This window comes from Lentzea sp. NPDC102401, assembly GCF_044765805.1.
Taxonomy (GTDB): Bacteria; Actinomycetota; Actinomycetes; order Mycobacteriales; family Pseudonocardiaceae; genus Lentzea; species Lentzea sokolovensis.
In genome coordinates this window covers 1-17,812 of record NZ_JBIWKS010000015.1, presented here as the reverse complement: position 1 = coordinate 17,812, position 17,812 = coordinate 1, and the positions used below count along the sequence as shown (strand labels likewise).

Annotated in this window: 19 protein-coding genes and 1 rRNA gene; 2 read left to right on the top strand and 18 right to left on the bottom strand. The window is 69.8% G+C overall.

All coding sequences use genetic code 11. From position 1 onward, the window contains the following. Positions 1-2: 2 nt before the first annotated feature. Both xerD and ald read right to left on the bottom strand, forming a co-directional pair. The gene (gene xerD, locus ACIRG5_RS39005; RefSeq protein WP_402914630.1) at positions 3-890 is read right to left on the bottom strand and encodes a site-specific tyrosine recombinase XerD; all 888 of its coding nucleotides are present in this window, start codon (positions 888-890) and stop codon (positions 3-5) included. Further along, positions 887-1,957 (bottom strand): alanine dehydrogenase, encoded by a 1,071-nt coding sequence (gene ald, locus ACIRG5_RS39000; RefSeq protein WP_402914627.1) that lies wholly within the window; start codon positions 1,955-1,957, stop codon positions 887-889. Before ald ends, xerD begins: the two co-directional genes overlap by 4 nt. Positions 1,958-2,010: 53 nt before the next feature. On the opposite strand from ald, the gene ACIRG5_RS38995 reads away from it, so the two are divergent. Next, on the top strand, positions 2,011-2,619 hold the full coding sequence (locus ACIRG5_RS38995) for an NINE protein (protein ID WP_402914624.1): 609 nt from the start codon (positions 2,011-2,013) through the stop codon (positions 2,617-2,619). 10 nt (positions 2,620-2,629) lie between these two features. Here the strand turns inward: ACIRG5_RS38995 and ACIRG5_RS38990 are convergent, their stop codons facing one another. The 3 genes from ACIRG5_RS38990 to ACIRG5_RS38980 are packed head-to-tail and all read right to left on the bottom strand — an operon-like array spanning position 2,630 to position 5,331. Continuing rightward, a complete protein-coding gene (locus ACIRG5_RS38990; protein ID WP_402914622.1) occupies positions 2,630-2,995 on the bottom strand; it encodes a DUF2752 domain-containing protein in 366 nt (121 codons plus the stop codon). A 39-nt stretch (positions 2,996-3,034) separates the two neighbouring features. Then, positions 3,035-3,652 (bottom strand): NUDIX domain-containing protein, encoded by a 618-nt coding sequence (locus tag ACIRG5_RS38985; RefSeq protein ID WP_402914620.1) that lies wholly within the window; start codon positions 3,650-3,652, stop codon positions 3,035-3,037. After that, the gene (locus tag ACIRG5_RS38980) at positions 3,649-5,331 is read right to left on the bottom strand and encodes a CTP synthase (protein WP_402914617.1); all 1,683 of its coding nucleotides are present in this window, start codon (positions 5,329-5,331) and stop codon (positions 3,649-3,651) included. The genes ACIRG5_RS38985 and ACIRG5_RS38980 overlap by 4 nt, the downstream gene beginning before the upstream one ends. Positions 5,332-5,508: 177 nt before the next feature. On the opposite strand from ACIRG5_RS38980, the gene ACIRG5_RS38975 reads away from it, so the two are divergent. Further along, positions 5,509-6,192, top strand: coding sequence for a hypothetical protein (locus ACIRG5_RS38975; RefSeq protein WP_402914615.1), 684 nt, complete (start codon positions 5,509-5,511; stop codon positions 6,190-6,192). On the opposite strand, the gene ACIRG5_RS38970 is transcribed toward ACIRG5_RS38975, so the two are convergent. The 13 genes from ACIRG5_RS38970 to rrf all read right to left on the bottom strand — a co-directional run. Then, a complete protein-coding gene (locus tag ACIRG5_RS38970; RefSeq protein ID WP_402914613.1) occupies positions 6,189-7,127 on the bottom strand; it encodes a copper transporter in 939 nt (312 codons plus the stop codon). The two genes, ACIRG5_RS38975 and ACIRG5_RS38970, sit on opposite strands and share 4 nt — an antisense overlap. Continuing rightward, complete coding sequence (gene steA, locus ACIRG5_RS38965) at positions 7,124-8,308, bottom strand: putative cytokinetic ring protein SteA (protein ID WP_360032471.1); 1,185 nt, start codon at positions 8,306-8,308, stop codon at positions 7,124-7,126. Before steA ends, ACIRG5_RS38970 begins: the two co-directional genes overlap by 4 nt. A 62-nt stretch (positions 8,309-8,370) precedes the next feature. Next, positions 8,371-8,811, bottom strand: a complete 441-nt coding sequence (locus ACIRG5_RS38960; RefSeq protein WP_402914610.1) for a hypothetical protein — start codon at positions 8,809-8,811, stop codon at positions 8,371-8,373. After that, positions 8,808-9,239 carry a hypothetical protein gene (locus ACIRG5_RS38955; protein WP_402914607.1) on the bottom strand — a complete coding sequence of 144 codons (432 nt, stop codon included), beginning with the start codon at positions 9,237-9,239 and terminating at the stop codon, positions 8,808-8,810. The genes ACIRG5_RS38960 and ACIRG5_RS38955 overlap by 4 nt, the downstream gene beginning before the upstream one ends. Next, positions 9,236-9,844 (bottom strand): hypothetical protein, encoded by a 609-nt coding sequence (locus tag ACIRG5_RS38950; protein ID WP_402914604.1) that lies wholly within the window; start codon positions 9,842-9,844, stop codon positions 9,236-9,238. The genes ACIRG5_RS38955 and ACIRG5_RS38950 overlap by 4 nt, the downstream gene beginning before the upstream one ends. Next, positions 9,837-10,394, bottom strand: coding sequence for a hypothetical protein (locus ACIRG5_RS38945; protein ID WP_402914601.1), 558 nt, complete (start codon positions 10,392-10,394; stop codon positions 9,837-9,839). Before ACIRG5_RS38945 ends, ACIRG5_RS38950 begins: the two co-directional genes overlap by 8 nt. 117 nt (positions 10,395-10,511) lie before the next feature. Next, the gene (gene recN, locus ACIRG5_RS38940; RefSeq protein WP_402914599.1) at positions 10,512-12,293 is read right to left on the bottom strand and encodes a DNA repair protein RecN; all 1,782 of its coding nucleotides are present in this window, start codon (positions 12,291-12,293) and stop codon (positions 10,512-10,514) included. A 95-nt stretch (positions 12,294-12,388) separates the two neighbouring features. After that, positions 12,389-13,279, bottom strand: coding sequence for an NAD kinase (locus ACIRG5_RS38935; RefSeq protein ID WP_093604897.1), 891 nt, complete (start codon positions 13,277-13,279; stop codon positions 12,389-12,391). Beyond that, on the bottom strand, positions 13,276-14,073 hold the full coding sequence (locus ACIRG5_RS38930) for a TlyA family RNA methyltransferase (RefSeq protein ID WP_319978696.1): 798 nt from the start codon (positions 14,071-14,073) through the stop codon (positions 13,276-13,278). Before ACIRG5_RS38930 ends, ACIRG5_RS38935 begins: the two co-directional genes overlap by 4 nt. 6 nt (positions 14,074-14,079) lie before the next feature. Continuing rightward, positions 14,080-14,247, bottom strand: a complete 168-nt coding sequence (locus tag ACIRG5_RS38925) for a hypothetical protein (protein WP_382428719.1) — start codon at positions 14,245-14,247, stop codon at positions 14,080-14,082. Between the two features lie 4 nt (positions 14,248-14,251). Continuing rightward, the gene (locus tag ACIRG5_RS38920) at positions 14,252-15,046 is read right to left on the bottom strand and encodes an HAD-IIA family hydrolase (RefSeq protein ID WP_402914595.1); all 795 of its coding nucleotides are present in this window, start codon (positions 15,044-15,046) and stop codon (positions 14,252-14,254) included. After that, positions 15,043-17,616 (bottom strand): hypothetical protein, encoded by a 2,574-nt coding sequence (locus tag ACIRG5_RS38915; RefSeq protein WP_402914593.1) that lies wholly within the window; start codon positions 17,614-17,616, stop codon positions 15,043-15,045. Before ACIRG5_RS38915 ends, ACIRG5_RS38920 begins: the two co-directional genes overlap by 4 nt. Before the next feature lie 92 nt (positions 17,617-17,708). Next, a 5S ribosomal RNA gene (gene rrf / locus ACIRG5_RS38910) occupies positions 17,709-17,812 on the bottom strand; the annotation flags it as partial.

The window sequence follows — 17,812 nt, the reverse complement described above, 5'->3', positions numbered from 1 at the left end:
CCTCATGTTCCAGTGGCTCGAGGGTGTGCAGTTGCGTAGACCTCCCTCAAAGTCGTAACGGTTACCAGTGTGTACACCTGAGTGGTCGTAACCGATGCGTGCCCAAGGAGTTCTTGCACCACCCGAACGTCAGCACCCCCTTCGAGCAGATGGGTGGCAAACGAATGCCGCAACGTGTGAGGAGACACCACCGCCGTGATTCCAGCCTGCTCCGCGGCGGTCTTCAGAACGGTCCACGCGCTCTGCCGAGAGAGCCTTCCGCCCCTTGTATTCAAGAACAATGCAGGTGTGCCACGTCCCTTCGCCGCCAACGCGGGACGCGCTCGAACCAGGTAGGCGTCGACCGCCGCCAACGCCGGCCGCCCGACCGGAACCAGCCGTTGTTTCCCTCCTTTCCCGTCCAGCAGCACCGTCCGCTCGGAAGCGTCGATGTCGTCCACGTCCAGCCCGACCACCTCGGAGATTCGCGCTCCTGTCGAGTACAGCAGCTCCAGCAGCGCTTTGTCCCTGAGGTTTCCCACAGTTTCCAGGAGGGTGAGAACCTCATTGATCGGTAAAGCCTTCGGCAGCCTCTTCGGCGGCGACGGCGGATGAACGGCCCGTGCAACGTCTTGCGGCACAACGCCTTCACGGTGTGCGAAGCGGTGCAACCCGCGCACGGCAACCAACGTCCGTGCGGCAGAAGACGCCGCGAGCCCGCTCTCGCGCAGCACGGCCAGGAACTCACTCACCTGAAGCTCCGTCACCGCACCCAGATCCGTGACACCCAGGGACTCCAGGTGTTCGGTGTAGCGGCGCAGGTCGCGGGTGTAGGAGTCGAGCGTGTTGCGGGCGGTGCCGCGTTCCACGGCGAGGTGGTCGAGATAGGTCGCCACCAACTCAGCAATCACGCGAGCCCTTCCAACAGGATCTTCCCGTCACGCGCGTTGACGCCCTTGGCCAAAGCCGGATCCGACGCCACCGCAGCTTCAAAACCCTTGTCCGCCAACGCGATGACGTACGGCAGCGTCACGTTCGTGAGCGCGTACGTCGACGTGTTCGGCACGGCACCAGGCATGTTCGCGACGCAGTAGAACACGGAATCGTGCACACGGTACGTCGGCGCGTCGTGCGTCGTCGGCCGCGTGTCCTCGAAACACCCGCCCTGATCCACCGCGATGTCCACGAGCACGCTGCCGGAGCGCATCCGCGACACCAGGTCGTTGCTGACGAGCTTCGGCGCCTTCGCACCGGGCACCAGCACGGCCCCGACGACGAGATCCGCCCAACGGCAGGCCTTCTCGACCTCGTAGGCGTTCGACGCGATCGTCTGCAGGTGCCCGCGGTAGGTGAAGTCGATCTGCCGCAACCGGTTGACGTTGTTGTCCAGCACGATCACCTCGGCCTGCATGCCGACGGCCATCGTCGCCGCGTTCATCCCCGCCACACCCGCGCCGATCACCGCGACCTTGCCCGCCGCGACGCCGGGAGCACCGCCCAGCAGCACGCCGCGCCCGCCCTGGGCCCGTTCCAGGCAGTGCGCGCCGACCTGGGCGGCCATCCGCCCGGCGATCTCGCTCATCGGCGCCAGCAACGGCAAGGACCCGTCCGCGAGCTGCACGGTCTCGTAGGCGATGGCCGTGATGCCGGCCGACGCGATCGCCTCGGTGCACGACGGCGACGCCGCCAGGTGCAGGTAGGTGAACAGCACCTGGTCGCGGCGCATGCGGTGGTACTCGGGCTCGATCGGCTCCTTGACCTTCAGGACCAGGTCCGCGGAACCCCACACCTCGTCCGCCGTGGCGGCGATCCGCGCACCGGCGGCCACGTACTCGTGGTCGGGGAACGACGAGCCCGCGCCGGCGTCGCGCTCGAGGACGACGGAGTGTCCGCGCCGCACCAGTTCGACCACTCCGGCCGGTGTGATCGCGACGCGGTACTCGTGGTTCTTGATCTCCTTTGGGACACCGACCAGCATCGTCGCAGCGTATTCCCGATATCGATCTGCTGCATCGGATAACGTGGCCAGCCGTGTCAGAAGCATTCGGGCCTGAGCAGCAGCGCATCGGCAACCAGCAGCGCGAAGAGGCGATCACCGCGCTCAACGACCACTTCGCGATGGCGCGGCTCGACATCGGCGAGTACCAGGAACGCGTGAACCGCGCGTCCGGCGCGCAGAGCTACGTCGAGCTCGCGGAGCTGTTCCGCGACCTGCCGCAGCCCCACCCGCCGTTCCTCGCGCCGCCCTCGGTGCCGTTCACCGCCGTGCCCCCGCCGCCGCCCGGCTACCCGCCGCAGCCCAACCAGCCGTACTACCCGCCGCCCACCGGCCCGCAGCCGCAGTACGCGGTCCCGCCGCCCGGCATGGTTCCCCACAGCGTGGGTTACGACCCCGGCGCCCCGTGGGGCCGCGACCCGTACACGGGCGTGCCGTACTCGGAGAAGTCGAAGATCGCCGCGGGCCTGCTCCAGCTGTTCCTCGGCAACTTCGGCATCGGCCGGTTCTACATGGGGGACACCGGAATCGCGGTCGCCCAGCTGCTGACGTGCGGTGGCTGCGGCATCTGGTCGCTGATCGACGGCGTGCTCATCCTGATCAACGGCGGCACCGACGCGGAAGGACGCCCGCTGAAGGGCTAGTGGCCCGCCACTAGACACCCGCGATGTTGCGGCCCACGCCCCACACGAGCATGACGGCGAGAGCGGCGAATCCGACCGATGCCGGCACCGGTCGCCGTTCTCCCTTCCAGCGGCTCACCGTCCAGCGTGTGAAGAGCCAGGCCATCAGCGGTACACCGAGCACGAGCAGCACGGCGTTGAAGTGCCACGCGGCCACCACGTCGCCGTGCAGCAGTGCGTGCACCATGCGCGTGATCCCGCAGCCAGGGCAGTCGAGCCCGGTGAGCGCCTTGAAGGGGCACTTGGGCAACAGGTTGCCCGGCTGGTTCGGGTCGACGAACAGCAAGAGCACGGAACCCGCGGCGCCGGCCGCGAGCACGCTGAGGGGTCCCCTCATCCGTGAGAGAGAACCCTTCAGCGTCTGCATCAGTCCAACTTACTTCCTGCGCGCGGCGAACCGGGTCGGCTTGTCCCGAAACGGTGCGTCGGCCGGACGCGGCTCTGCCCGGTTCTCCAGCACCTCACGCGCCGCGAGCAGCCCGGCGACCGCCGAGGAGTTCACGATCTCGCCCGAGAGCACCATCCGCACGGCCTCGTCGATCGGGAAGCGGTGGATCTCCAGATCCGCCTCCTCCTCGCCCTGCACGTCACGGTCCACCTCGGACAGTTCGCGTGCCAGGAACACCCGCACGACCTCGTCGGTGAACCCGGGAGACGCGGCCGTGTCGACCAGCGTGTCCCAGCGCCCGGCGTCGAGCCCGACCTCCTCGGCCAGCTCACGGCGGGCGCCGACGACGGGCTCCTCGCCGTCGTGGTCGAGCAGCCCGGCCGGCAGTTCCCAGAGGTGCCTGCCCAGCGCGTGCCGGTACTGGTGGATCAGCACGACCTCACCGGCGTCGTCCACGGCCACGACCGCGACGGCGCCCATGTGCTCGACGATCTCGCGCTTGGCCGTGCCGCCACCGGGCATCTCGACCTCGTCGACCCGCAGCGCGACGACCTTCCCGACGTGCACGTCCTCGCTGGAGACCGTCCGGAAGTCGTGCCGGCTCACTTGCCGACCCCCGCGGTCAGAGGGAGGCGGTCGGCCACCCGGTAGTCGATCGCGGCCTTCACGAACGCCGCGAACAGCGGGTGCGGCTTCGTGGGACGCGACTTGAGCTCCGGGTGCGCCTGCGTGCCCGCGTAGAACGGGTGCACGTCCGCCGGCAGTTCGACGAACTCGACCAGGCGGCCGTCCGGCGACAGGCCGGAGAACACCAGACCGGCCTCGGCGAGCTTGCCCCGGTACGCGTTGTTGACCTCGTAACGGTGCCGGTGCCGCTCGGACACCTCGGTCGCGCCGTACGCCTGAGCGACGACCGACCCCGGCGTGAGCCTGGCGGTGTACGCGCCGAGGCGCATCGTGCCACCCATGTCGCGCTGACCGGCCACGACGTCCTGCTGGTCGGCCATCGTGGAGATGACCGGAGTGCCGCCCTCTTCGAACTCGCTGGAGTTCGCGTCCTCGATGCCCGCGAGGTTCCGCGCGGCCTCGATCACCATGCACTGCAGGCCGAGGCACAGGCCCAGCGTCGGCACCCCGCGCGTGCGGGTGTACTTCAGCGCGCCGACCTTGCCCTCGATGCCGCGCACGCCGAACCCGCCGGGGATCAGCACCGCGTCCATGCCGGACAACGCCCGTGCCGCGCCCTCTGGCGTCTGGCACTCGTCCGACGGCACCCACTTGATCTCGACCTTGGCGTGGTGCGCGAAACCGCCCGCACGCAGCGCCTCGGTGACCGAGAGGTAGGCGTCGGGCAGGTCGACGTACTTGCCGACGAGCGCGATCTTCACCGTCTCGGACGGGTTGTGCACCCGCTCCAGCAGGTCGCCCCACACCGTCCAGTCGACGTCGCGGAACGGCAGGTCGAGACGGCGCACGACGTAGGCGTCGAGGCCCTCGGCGTGCAGCACCTTCGGAATGTCGTAGATCGACGGCGCGTCCACGGCCGCGACGACGGCGTCGGTGTCGACGTCGCACATCAGGCCGATCTTGCGCTTCAGCGCGTCCGGGATCTCCCGGTCCGCGCGGCACACGATCGCGTCCGGCTGGATGCCGATGTTCCGCAGCGCCGCGACGGAGTGCTGCGTCGGCTTGGTCTTCAGCTCGCCGCTGGGCGCCAGGTACGGCACCAGGCTGACGTGCAGGAAGAAGACGTTGTCGCGGCCGACGTCGTGACGGACCTGGCGGGCCGCCTCGAGGAACGGCAGCGACTCGATGTCACCGACCGTGCCGCCGACCTCGGTGATGACCACGTCCGGAGTGACGCCGTCGGCGTCCGGCTCGGCCATCGCCCTGATGCGGCGCTTGATCTCGTCGGTGATGTGCGGGATGACCTGGACCGTGTCGCCCAGGTACTCACCCCGCCGTTCCTTGGCGATCACCTCGGAGTACACCTGGCCGGTGGTGACGTTGGCCTCGCCGCTCAGGTCTCGCGACAGGAACCGCTCGTAGTGGCCGATGTCGAGGTCCGTCTCCGCGCCGTCGTCGGTCACGAAGACCTCGCCGTGCTGGAACGGGTTCATCGTGCCGGGGTCCACGTTCAGGTACGGGTCGAGCTTCTGCATCGTTACCCGCAGGCCGCGCGAGGTGAGCAACTGGCCGAGACTGGAGGCCGTGAGCCCCTTGCCCAGGGAGGAGGCGACGCCCCCTGTGACGAAGACGTGCTTGGTCGTACGTGCCTGCTGCACCAACGGGGCTCCCGTGAAAATCGTGGGGGCCGAATCCCCCTATCCACGGGCCATAACGCTAACACGCCGCCGGTCACTCAGCGCACCACGACCCGGCAGATCACATCACCCGATCGGCGCAGCGAGGGGTTTTCCCGAACTCCCACGGCACGCGCCGGGATCAGGAATCGTTGTCACGTGACCTTCGACGTGGCAGGGAGCGCCGCACGAGCCATGCACGACCGCTCGGCGGCGTGGCGTTTCATCGAGGGTTTCGCGGCCGCGTGGGCCGAGCCGCTGGAACCGCAGGACGGCTGGAACCGGTCGGATCTCGCCGCGACCGAGGAGCAGTTGCTCGTCCGGCTGCCCGAGGCGGTGAAAGAGGCGCTGGCGCTGTTCGGCAAGCGTCCCGACCTGACCAGCAACCAGGACCGCCTGCTGACGCCGTCCGAACTGCGCGTGGTCGACGACGTCCTGGTGTTCCGCGACGAGAACCAGTGGGTGGCGGCCTGGGGCACCGCGCTGGACGGTGACGACCCGGAGGTTCGGATCAAGCTCGACCTCGTGGACAGGACCGAGGAGCGCTGGGACGCGTGGCTGCCCCGGTTCTCGCTGGCGTGCGTGGAGATGGTGCTGTCCGAGGCGCTGTTCCGCGACGGGGCCGACACAGCGGACAGGGAGACGTCCGAGGCGGACGTCTCCCTGCTCGAAGATCACTTCGCACTGCTGCCGCTGCACAGTCCGGGCACCCGCTGGTTCGCCGCGGATGACCTGATCGTCCGCGAGGACGACCGCCAGTGGCTGTGGGCCCGCGCCCGCACGCCGGACGCGCTGGACCAACTCCTGAAGGCCCTGCCCGGCGAGTGGACGACTGAGCACTAACCAGCGGTGCCGGGCGAGGACGCCTCCGCGTTGCCCGCGACACCGTAACGGCCGGAGCGGCCCTCCAGCTGTTCGCGCAACGCCATCACCACGACGACCTGGCCCGCCGGGGTGTCGGAGTTGTCCACCGTGGACAGGATCGACGTCGCGGCGGTGTCCGCGCGGACCACGCCGATCGCACCCGTGCCGTTCGCGGAACCGTTCGCACCGGCCAGCACGACACCCGCGCCTGCCCGGTCGAGCTGGGTGGCGAACCGCGCGACGGTCGCCGCCCGGTCCGCGGCCGAGTCACCGATCGCGGCTCCACCGGTCAGCACGATCGCGAGCTGCGCGGGCTTCACGCCCGAGGTCGCCTTCACGAAGCCCGCGTTGGTCAGCCCGGCGAGCGCGGACGCCGTCTCGTCGGCCGTGGCCTGCGGCTCGTTGTTGGACGGGTTGAGCAGCAGCAACGTCCCGAACAGGCCGCCCGCGCGGGTGCCGGGGTCGGCGGCCGTGGGCAGCTGCGAGCCGGCGGGCTGCAACCGTGCCACGAGATCGCGCAGCTGGTCGCCGCGGGACGGGTCGGCGAACGCGTCGGTCAGCTGGATCTCGCCGGTGACGGTGGCGCTCGCGGACTTCAGCAGCCCGGCGAGAGCGTCCCGATCGGACGGACGGGCGTCCGCCGTGGTCACGATGACGACCGTGCGTTCGGTGAGCCGGTCCTTGACCGCCAGCGGGCCGACAGACGCGGCGAACTTGTCCGCCTCGGTCAGCTTGGCGTTCAACGCGTTGCGGTCGTTCTGCAGGTCGTTCACCTGCTGTGCCAACGAGTTCTTCTCGTCGCTCAGCCCGGAGAGCAGCCGCCCGCTGATCGCGGTCGACCCCAGCACGACACCGACCGCCAGCGCGAGGAACACCGCGGTGATCGAAACTATGTGGTAGCGCAGCGTGATCACGAGAAGAACCCCTTGAACCAGTTGACGACGGATTGCCAGCCGTCGACCACGATGTCGACGTAGACGTGACCGACGCCGGACACCGCGAGGGCCGCCGCCATGGCGACGATCGCGGCGGTCACCAGCAGGACGATCACGCCCAGCGAGACCCGGCTGCGGTGCAACGTCGCGACGGCCTCCCCGTCGACGAGCTTGCTGCCGAGCTTGAGCCTGGTGAGGAACGTGGAGGGGTTGGAACCGGAGTGCCCGCGGTCGAGGAACTCGCGCAACGTCGCGCGCAGCCCCACCGTCACCACGAGGGACGCCCCGTGCGCCTCGGCGAGCAGCAACGCGAGGTCCTCCGCGTTGCCCGACGCCGGGAACGTCACCGCGCCGATGCCGAGGTCCTGGATCCGTTGCAGGCCGGGCGCGTGACCGTCGGTCTGCGCGGGCACGACCACCTCGGACGCGGCGCGCAGGGACGCGGTGCCGATGCCGTCGGGGTCGCCGACGATGATGTCCGGCTTGAGCCCGGCGTCGTGCAGCGTGTCCGCGCCGGTGTCGACGCCGATCAGCACCGGCCGGTACTCGCGGATGTACTTGCGGAGCTTGCGCAGTTCCTCCGCGTGCGACGGGCCGCCCGCGACGACGAGCACCTGCCGGTCACGCATCGGCACGTACACCTCGGGCACGCCGACGCCGTCGAGCACCAGCGCGCGTTCGCGGCGGAGGAACTCGATGGTGTTGGCGGAGAACGCTTCCAGCTGAGCCGACATGCCGGCCTTCGCCTCGATCATCGCGTCGGCGATGCTTTCGGCGTTCTGCTCGATCCCCTTGGCGAGCTCACGTTCTCCTGCGTACACGACACCTTCGTGCAGCCGGATCTTCGTGCCTTCCTTGATCTCCCGCAGCGCGACGGCGCCGACGTTGTCGATCAGCGGAATGCCCGCCTCGATCAGCAGTTCCGGCCCGAGGTTGGGAAACCGCCCGGAAATCGACGGTGACGCGTTCACGACACCGACGACCTCGGCCGAGACGAGCGCTTCGACGGTCCGCCGATCGAGGTCGACGAGGTCCATCACAGCGATGTCACCGGCACTGACGCGCCGCACCAGGTCGCTCGCGCGCCGATCAACCCGCGCGACGCCCGTGACACCGGGAAGTTCGTGGTTGGTGCGGCTCAGCAGCCCGGAAAGCTTCATGGGCCGATAGTGACTCACGGTGCGCACGCGACAGGTGAGGCACGCCGGGCATTTCTCGCTGGTCAGTCGTCGGGGTGAACTACTACGGCTCCAAACGCGAGAACCACTGCGCTTATGAGCACCCAAATACCGTTGCCGAACCCGGCTTCCAGCGCCGGATCGATGGCGATGTTGCCCTCCTGGTGAAAGCTGATCGCGTTCAGCAAATACACGAACAACATTCCGGTGACGCCCGCCAGCCCCGCCGCTCCGGCAAAGGCGACTTTCCGCCACCGAACGCCCACGAGCACCACGGCGGCCATCGCGACGATCGGGATGCCGAACAACGGTCCGTGCTCGTCCTTGGCGCCACCGAAGTGCGTGCTCCACCCACTGGTGACGTAGGCGGTCTGCGGCTGCCCGGGAGCGAGGTGGATCAGCAACTCCGAGAACGGCAGGAACGTGGCCCCGACCGCCGCCACCGCGGCCAGCCCGAGCAGCACGACGCCAAGGATCTTCCTCACGCCGCCTCCCGTTGCGCGGCAACAGCTCCCACGAGCCCGACCAGCGTCCCCACGACGAGGAACACCAGCCCGAACCCGACTGCGAAGTCCCCCTGCTGCTCGATCGCGTGCCCGCGTTCCGACACCACGAGCGCGCCGATGACTCCCACCGCACCAAGCTGCCCGGCGGCCCCGGCCAACGCCGCGCGGTTGATCCAGATCCCGGCCACGAGCAACGCGACCGTCACCACGACGGGCACGCCGTACCAGGGCGAAAGCTCCCCGGCGGGCCAGTCGCCGGGCTTGTTGAGCACCTCGGTCCCCCAGGCCCGCACCACGACCTCAACGCCACCGGCGTAGGCCGTCGAGTACCACGGCAACACCATCGCCGTGGCGCTCAGCACCACTCCGGCCGCGATCAACGCGATCGCCGTAGGTCTCCCGATCACCGGGGCTCCCGCTCGTCGTCGTCAGGAATGGCAATCCCGAACGGAGGCGTGTCGTCGTCGCTGTCGAGCTGGTGCACGACCACCCCGTCCCCCTCGTCCTCGTCCTCCACCGCCGGCTCGGGATTCCTCCGCTGGGCGAGCATCGCACCCACGAGCCCTGCGGCGGCCGCGATCAGCAGGAGGTAGAAGCCGTCGTGGTAGAGCAGCTCGTCCTTGCCTGCACCGCGCGGCGGCTCGGAGTCGATGAGCTCGTTCAGCTCCCGCAACTGGAACACGTAGAGGAACAGGATCCCGGCCAGCACTCCGGCCCCGGCCATGGCCAGTGGTCGTCCGGCGAACGCGGTCTCCTGACGCGCCAGCAGCACCACGGCGACCGTCATCATGATCGCCGCGACCACCACGGGCCACCCGGCGGCGAAGAGCGCGGTCTGCTCGACCGCCCCGTCCTGCGGGTTCGACGTGGTGACCCACAGGGTCGAGGTGGAGCGCAGATCGGCCCCGAACCCCTTGTAGACCGTGCTGAAGACGTCCTGGATCGACCCGATCACCGCCAGCACGGCCCCGAGCGCCAGCAGCACCCACGCGATCTTGCGACGCTCAATCACTCTTGGGCTCCACGATCACCGGATACCCGTACGGTGGCGTGTCGGTGTCATCCGCCTCGTCGATCTGGTGGATGACCACTCCTCCGCCGGCGCTCTCGGTCTGAACCGCCCGAGGCAGCTCCTGATGCAACACGGCCGCCACCACGGCCACTCCAGCCGCGACGATCAGCATGGTGACCCCGTCTCCCTGCGCCACCTCCATGGTGAACGGCGGCTCGAGGTCGGCCAGTCTGTCGGCCAGCCCCTGCAGCCGGATGACAGCGGACCAGGCCACGCCGGCCAGCAGCCCGGCCCCGAGCAACGATCCGACCCTGGCAGCGGGAACACGGAAGGCCAGCACCGCGGCCAAGGCCATGACCAGCGCGGCCCCCAGAGCGGGCTCCCCGAACTCAAGGGGCTCCAGAATCAGCAATTCGTGGAAGTCGTCGCGCTCGACCGCCCAGAAGGTGGCCTCGAACCGCAGGGTGCGCCCGTTGGCCGCGACCTGCACCGTGTAGGCGGGCAAGAACGTGGCCGTCACACCCAGCCCAGCGGCAACGACCACCAGCACGGCCCCGAACACCCGGCGCGTGGTCAAAGTTCCGGTAACGGTCACACCCCCATCATGCCGAAACAGGCCGCACCGCGACCGCCCAGCTGGGCCGCGATGACGAAGGCGGAGCCGAGGTCAGCCCTTCTTCTTGCGCCGCCGGACCACTGCCGCGGAGGACTTGTCCGCCTTGGCCGCGGCCAGCAACTCCTCGGCGTGGGCCCGGCCGGTGTCGGTCGAATCCATGCCGGCCAGCATCCGGGCCAGTTCGACGACCCGCTGCGTCTCGTCCAGCTTCCGCACGGCGGACCGCGTGAAGGTCCCGTCAGCGGACTTGTCCACCACGAGATGCCGGTCGGCGAACGCGGCGACCTGAGGCAGGTGGGTCACCACGATCACCTGGTGCGACCGGGCAAGCCGAGCCAGCCGACGCCCGACCTCGACGGCAGCCCGCCCGCCGACTCCGGCGTCGACCTCGTCGAACACCAGGGTGGGCACCGGATCGGAGTGCGACAGCACGACCTCCAGCGCCAGCATCACCCGGGAGAGCTCACCTCCGGAGGCCCCCTTGTGCACGGGCAGCGCGGGCGCACCGGGATGCGAGATCAACCGCAGCTCGACGTCGTCCACTCCGGACGACCCGGCGTGCAGGATCGACCGCCCCACTGCCAGCGCCTGGGCATCCCCCGCCTCAGCGTGCCGAGGCCGGACGGCCAGCTCCACCGTCGCGTGCGGCATGGCAAGCCCGTCGAGCTCCTCGGAAACAGCCTTCCCGAGCTCCAGCGCGGCCTCGACCCTGGCCGCGGTGACCCGCTCAGCCAACGCGGCCAGCTCGACAGCCAGCTCGTCCCGCCGAGCAGCCAGCGAGCTCAGGGCCTCTTCGGACGTGTCCAGCCCGCCCAGCCGAGCCCGAGCATCGTTGGCCCAGGCGATCACACCGTCTATGTCGGCCGCGTACTTCCGGGTCAGCGCCTTCAGCTCGGCCTGCCGCTGCAACACCGACTCGAGCCGGCCGGGGTCTGCCTCGAGGTGATCCAGATAGCCGGAGATCTCGGCACCGACGTCGGCCAGCAACGTCGCCGCCTCGACCAGCCGCGGCTCCATCTCCCGCAGCTTCGGGTCCTCGGAGGCCGACAACCGGCGAGCGGCCTCGGAGATCAACCCGAGCGCGCCGGGATTGTCGGGATCACCCTCCAACGAGCCGGACACCGCGAACTGCGCGCCCTGAGCGGCCTCGCGCAGCTGGTCGGCGTCGGCGAGCCGCCGGGCCTCGTCGTGCAGCTCGACGTCCTCGCCCGGCTTCGGGTCGACGGCGTCGATCTCGCCGAGGCCGTGCCGCAGCAGGTCGGCCTCACGGGCGAGCTCACGCGAGCGCTCGGTGCGTTCCTTCAGTTCCGTGGAGACGCGCAGCCACTCCTCGCGGACGGCCTGGTACGCGCGCAGCGGCTCGCTCACGTCGTCGCTCGCGAAACGGTCCAGCACGGCGCGCTGCTCGGTCGGGCGCATGAGACGCAGCTGGTCGTTCTGGCCGTGCACGGCGATGAGCTGCTCTGCCAGTTCGGACAGGACGCCGACCGGCACGGAGCGGCCACCGACGTGGGCACGCGAGCGGCCGTCGGCTCCGACGGTGCGGATCGCGATCAGCGACCCGTCCTCGTCGGCCTGGCCGCCGACCTCCTCCGCCACCTTCGCGGCAGGGCTGCCCGCCGGGGCCTGGAAGCGGCCTTCGACCACCGCTTTGTCGGCTCCGGTACGGACCCGCGACGCCTCCGCACGGCCACCGCCGAGCAGGTGCAACCCGGTCACGACCATGGTCTTGCCCGCACCCGTCTCACCAGTCACTACGGTGAATCCGGGGTCCAGTTCAAGGGTGGCCTCGTCGATCACGCCAAGGCCATTGATGCGCATCTCGGCCAGCACAGGGCGAACCTTACTTGTCGGGTCCGACATTTCCGGATGGATCCTTGCTCTGGGGGCACCATAGCCAGCGAGTGCCGACGCGCCGAGCGGCGCGGTCAGCCTGCCGATGGTCCCCGCCATCCCTTCACCGGCAGGGCGAACTTCTCGACCAGCCGGTCCGTGAACGGTGCCTGGCGCAGCCGCACGACCTTGAGCGGCACCGCGCCTTCCACGATCTCGATCCGCGCGCCGGCGGGCAGCTCGAACGTGCGCCGGCCGTCCGCGGACAGCGCCGCCGGGTGGCCCGACGAGTCGATCTCGAACGCCACGTGCGACTTCGGCGAGACGACCAGCGGCCGTGAGAACAGCGCGTGCGCGTTGCTCGGCACCACCAGGATCGCCTGCACGTCCGGCCACACGACCGGTCCGCCCGCCGAGAACGCGTAGGCCGTCGAGCCCGTCGGCGTCGCACAGATCACGCCGTCGCAGCCGAACGCCGACACCGGCCGGCCGTCGACCTCGACGACGACGTCGAGGATGCGTTCGCGGATCAGCTTCTCGACGGTGATCTCGTTGAGCGCCCAGGTCTGCGCGACCACGTCGCCGTTGACCTTCGCGACGAGGTCGAGCGTCATGCGCTCTTCCACGAAGTAGTCGCGCTCCAGCACGTGGCCGACGGCCTCGTGCAACGCGTCCGAGTCGGCTTCCGCGAGGAACCCGACGCGGCCCAGGTTCACGCCCAGCACCGGCACCCGCGCCGGGCGGGCGAGCTCGGCGCCGCGCAGCAGCGTGCCGTCACCGCCGAGGACGAGCACCAGCTCGGTGCCCTCGGCCGCGTGGTCGTCGGCGGGCACGACCTTGGTGCAGCACGACGGGCCGAGGTCACGCGCCTCGTCGTCGAGCACCCTCGTCGTGACGCCCCCGACCGCGAGACGGCCTGCCACCTGACGGGCGAGATCGATGTTGCTCTGGTGACCGGTGTGGACGACCAGCAGGACTTCCCTCATTGGGGCCCTTCTTCGACGGCGGTGCGCACCATCTCCTCCGCAGGGACGGGTTCACCCTTGCGAAGCCAGAGGAAGTACTCGACATTCCCGGACGGGCCGGGCAACGGGCTCGCGACGACCCCGTGCACGGCCAGACCGAGTTCTGCTGCCGCCCTGGTCACGTCGAGCACGGCTTCGGCACGCAGCTCGGGCTCACGCACGACGCCACCGGAGCCGAGGCGTTCCTTGCCCACCTCGAACTGCGGTTTGACCATGGGCAGCAGGTCGCCCTCCTCGTCGAGGCACGCGGCCAGTGCGGGAAGCACAAGCCTCAACGAGATAAACGAAAGATCGGCCACCACGAGTTCAACTTTGCCGCCGATGTCCTCGGGCGTGAGGGCACGGACGTTGGTCTTGTCCTTCACAACGACCCGGTCGTCGGTCTGCAGTTTCCAGTCGAGCAGACCTCTGCCGACGTCGGCCGCGACCACCTGACGCGCGCCTTTGCGCAGCAGCACGTCGGTGAAACCGCCAGTGGACGCGCCGGCGTCGAGGCAACGCCTGCCGGTGGGGTCGATCTTGAAGCCTTCGAGCGCGCCGATGAGCTTGTGCGCGCCTCTGGAGGCCCAGTTCGGGTCGTTGCCGATGTCCTTGACGACGACCGGGTCGGAGGTCTCCACGGCGGTCGCGGGTTTCGTCGCGACGGTGCCGCGCACCTTCACGCGCCCGTCCGCGACGAGTTGGCTGGCGTGCTCACGGGACCTGGCGAGCCCCCTGCGCACGAGTTCGGCGTCGAGCCGCACCCTGCGAGGCACTGTGCATCACACCTTGTCGATGCTCGACAGTGCGTCGGTGAGCGTCGAGTGCACGGCGTCGAACCGAGCCACGTGCTCGTCGAGGGGAACGTTCTCGAGCCCGTCGAGCCGCTCCAGCGCGCCGTCGATGGCGTCAGCCGGGTTGGGCGGAGGTCCGGGCAGGGGGTAGCTCACGGTCTTACGGTAGCCGATGGAGTACCGACAGGTCCGCGCCGACATACGTGGGCCTTTGCTCAGCCGGAAGCGCTTGCGCCTCTTGCTCCGTGGACACACCTGTGAGCACGAGCAGCGAGTCCATGCCGGCGTTGACCGCGCCCAGGATGTCGGTGTCGAGCCGGTCGCCGATCACCAGCGGACGGTTCGCGCCGAGGTCCTTCGCCGCCTGCTGGAGCAGCGGGGTGGCGGGCTTGCCGGCGACGAGCGGTTCCTGGTCGGTCGCGGTCTTCAGCGCCGCGACGAGGCTGCCGTTGCCGGGCAGGAGGCCGCGTTCGGTGGGCAGGGTGGCGTCGACGTTGCACGCCACCCACAGCGCGCCGTTGCGGATGGCCACCGCGGCCTCGGCCAGCTCACGCCAGCCGAGGTCCATGGACAGCCCTTGCAGGACCGCCACCGCGCCTTCGGCGGTGTCGGTCGGGATGAGTCCGCGCTTGAGCACCTCGGCCTCCAGGGCCTTGGTGCCGAGCACGAGCACAGTGGATCGCTTCGGCAGGCGTTCGGCCAGCATGGCCGCGCCTGCCTGCGAGGAGGTGCTCACCTCGTCGACGTTCGTCTCGAACCCGAGCTCGACGAGGTGATCGGCCACCATCTGCGGTGAGCGGGAGGCGTTGTTGGTGACGTAGCGGATCCCGACGCCCTTGCTTCTGGCCGCCGCGATTGCTTCGGCGGCACCCGGCACGGCCTCGGACCCTCGATAGACGGTGCCGTCGAGATCGATCAGCAACGCGTCGTACCTGTCGACCAACGTCTCGCTCACTGCTGCGGGGTCTCCTCCTGGGTCAGCTCGAACGCGCGCTCGGCGGCGTCCGTCTCCCCTTCGTCGTCAGCCTCGGCGGCGTTGAGGAACCACTTGACGGACTCCTCGATGCGACCGGCCGCGGCCAGGTTGTCGGCGTAAGCGTAGAAGAGCCGCGCGGAGTAGGGATTGCGCTGCCCCGGGTCGAGGTCCGGACCCTGCAGTGCGATCACGGCAGCGTCGAGCTGACCCATGTCGCGGCGAGCGCCGGCCGCGACGATCCGCAGCTCGATCTCGTCCTCCTGGCTGAGGTCCTTGACCGCCGGGTCCTTGGCGAGGTCGATCGCCCGCTCCGGCCGGCCCAGGGCCCGCTCGCAGTCGGCCATGATCGCCAGGTGGCCCGGTCCGGTCATCATCCGGCGCGCGGCCCGCAGTTCGCTGAGCGCCTCGGCCCACTCGTCCGCGAAGTAGGCGGTGAGACCCGCCGCTTCCCGCACGACACCGACGCGAGCAGCCTTGCTCCGCGCGTACCGCGCGTGCTCCAGAGCCAGCTCCGGGTCCTCGTCGATCAGCAACCCGGCCGCGGCCAGGTGCCGTCCGATGATCTCCGCGAGACCCTTGGGCAGGCTGCGCAGTTCGGCCTTGATCTCCGGGTCGAGCAGCGACAGGTCGGCTTCCTCCGGCAGTTCGGGCCGTCCGCCACGGGGCGCGGGCGCCTCGTCGGACGGCTCCGCGCTGTCGGCGTCGTCCTGCTCCGCACGGGGCTCGTCGTCCCGCTTCTGCGCGTCGACCGCGGCGTCGCTGTCAGCGGCGACCTCGGTCTCGGCGACCTCGGCGCCTTCAGCGACGACCTCGGCGTCAGCGGCCGGCTCACGACCGGCGGCCGCGCGCGTGGCGGCGGCGCCATCGCCCAGGCGGTACCCGGCGCGCTCGACGGCCGGGGTCACCTCGGCAGAGGCACCGGTGCCGTCCTTGTCCGTGGTCTCCTGCTCCGACTGACGCCCCTGGAAGCGCGCCGCACGCTCACGGCTGCGCTCGTCACGACGGTCGTCGCGCGGCGGGCCGGAACGCTCGTCGTTGCGGTGGTCGCCGGAATCGCTCTTCCGGTAGCCGCCACGGTCGTTCGAGTCGCTCTTGCGGAACCCACCGCGGTCACTGGAACCCCGGTCGTCCTTGCGGAATCCACCACGGTCGCTGGACTCGCTCTTGCGGTAGCCACCGCGGTCGCCCGAGTCGTCCTTGCGGAAGCCGGGACGGTCGCTCGAACGCGAGCCGCCACGATCACCGGAGTCGCTCTTGCGGAAGCCGCCGCGATCGCTCGACTCGCTCTTGCGGTAACCGCCACGGTCGCCTGAATCGTCCCTGCGGAAGCTGGGACGGTCGCCAGAGTCGCTCTTGCGGTAACCACCGCGGTCACTGGACTCGCTCTTGCGGTAGCCACCGCGATCGCCCGAGTCGCTCTTGCGGAAGCTGGGACGGTCGCCGGAGTCGCTCTTGCGGTAACCGCCGCGATCGCCTGAATCGTCCTTGCGGAAGCCCGGACGGTCGCCGGAGCGCTCGCCCCGGTAACCACCGCGGTCGCCGCCACGGTCACTCGAACCCTGGCCGCGATAGCCGCCACGGTCGCCCGACTCGCTCTTGCGGAAGCCGCCACGGTCGCCCGACTCGCTCTTGCGGAAGCCGGGACGGTCACCCGAGTCGCTCTTGCGGTAGCCACCGCGGTCGCCCGAGTCGTCCTTGCGGAAGCCAGGACGGTCGCCGGACTCGCTCTTGCGGAAACCACCGCGGTCACTGGAACCCCGGTAGCCGCCACGGTCACCGGAGTCGCTCTTGCGGAACCCACCGCGCTCGCCCGAGCCGGAGCGGAAACCGCCACGGTCACCGGACTCGCTCTTGCCGCGGTAACCGCCACGGTCGTTCGAGTCGTCCTTGCGGAAGCCGCCGCGATCGCTCGACTCGCTCTTGCGGTAACCGCCGCGTTCGCTGGAGCCCTGACCCCGGTAGCCACCACGATCGCCGGAGTCGTCCTTGCGGTAGCCGGGGCGGTCACTCGAACCCTGGCCGCGATAGCCGCCACGGTCACTGGACTCACTCTTGCGGTAGCCACCGCGATCGCTGGAGCCCTGGCCCCGGTAACCACCGCGGTCGCCTGAATCGTCCTTGCGGAATCCGGGCCGGTCGCTGCGGAAACCGCTGCGCTCACCGGAACCGGAACCCTGGCCGCGATAGCCGCCTCGGTCGCCCGAGTCGCTCTTACCGCGGTAGCCACCACGATCGCTGGAGCCACCGCGGTCGCTCGAACGGTCGCCGCGGTAGCCACCGCGGTCGCCGGAGTCGTCCTTGCGGTAGCTGCCGCGGTCGCTGGAACCCTGGCCGCGGTAACCGCCGCGGTCACTGGAGCCGGCGCGGTTGTCTCGACGGTCGCCGCTGTTGGTGCGGTCGCCGGAGCCTTCACCGCCCCGAGAATTGCTGCTGGAGTTGTTGCTGCTGCTGAACTTGCGGTCGCCTGATGGACGGCCACCGTCGGAATGGCGCGGTCGGTCTCCCTGGCCACGCTGACGGTCGCCGGGACGATCCCCGAACCTGGACACCAAATCCTCCTACTATGGACACGCTGAAAGGGGCCTGTGAGCGAAGCACTGTAATTGTGCCCCGCGATCACAAGCCCCTTCAGGGAAGTAAAGTTCGGCGGCGACCTACTCTCCCACACCGTAACCAGTGCAGTACCATCGGCGCAGAAGGGCTTAACTACCGGGTTCGGAATGGGACCGGGTGTTTCCCCAACGC

Coding starts and splice junctions, on each gene's coding strand:
- steA (WP_360032471.1), bottom strand. CDS start 8,308: ATGAAGCTTTCCGGGCTGCTGAGCCGCACCAACCACGAACTTCCCGGT.
- ACIRG5_RS38935 (WP_093604897.1), bottom strand. CDS start 13,279: ATGAGGGAAGTCCTGCTGGTCGTCCACACCGGTCACCAGAGCAACATC.
- ACIRG5_RS38990 (WP_402914622.1), bottom strand. CDS start 2,995: ATGAGGGGACCCCTCAGCGTGCTCGCGGCCGGCGCCGCGGGTTCCGTG.
- ald (WP_402914627.1), bottom strand. CDS start 1,957: ATGCTGGTCGGTGTCCCAAAGGAGATCAAGAACCACGAGTACCGCGTC.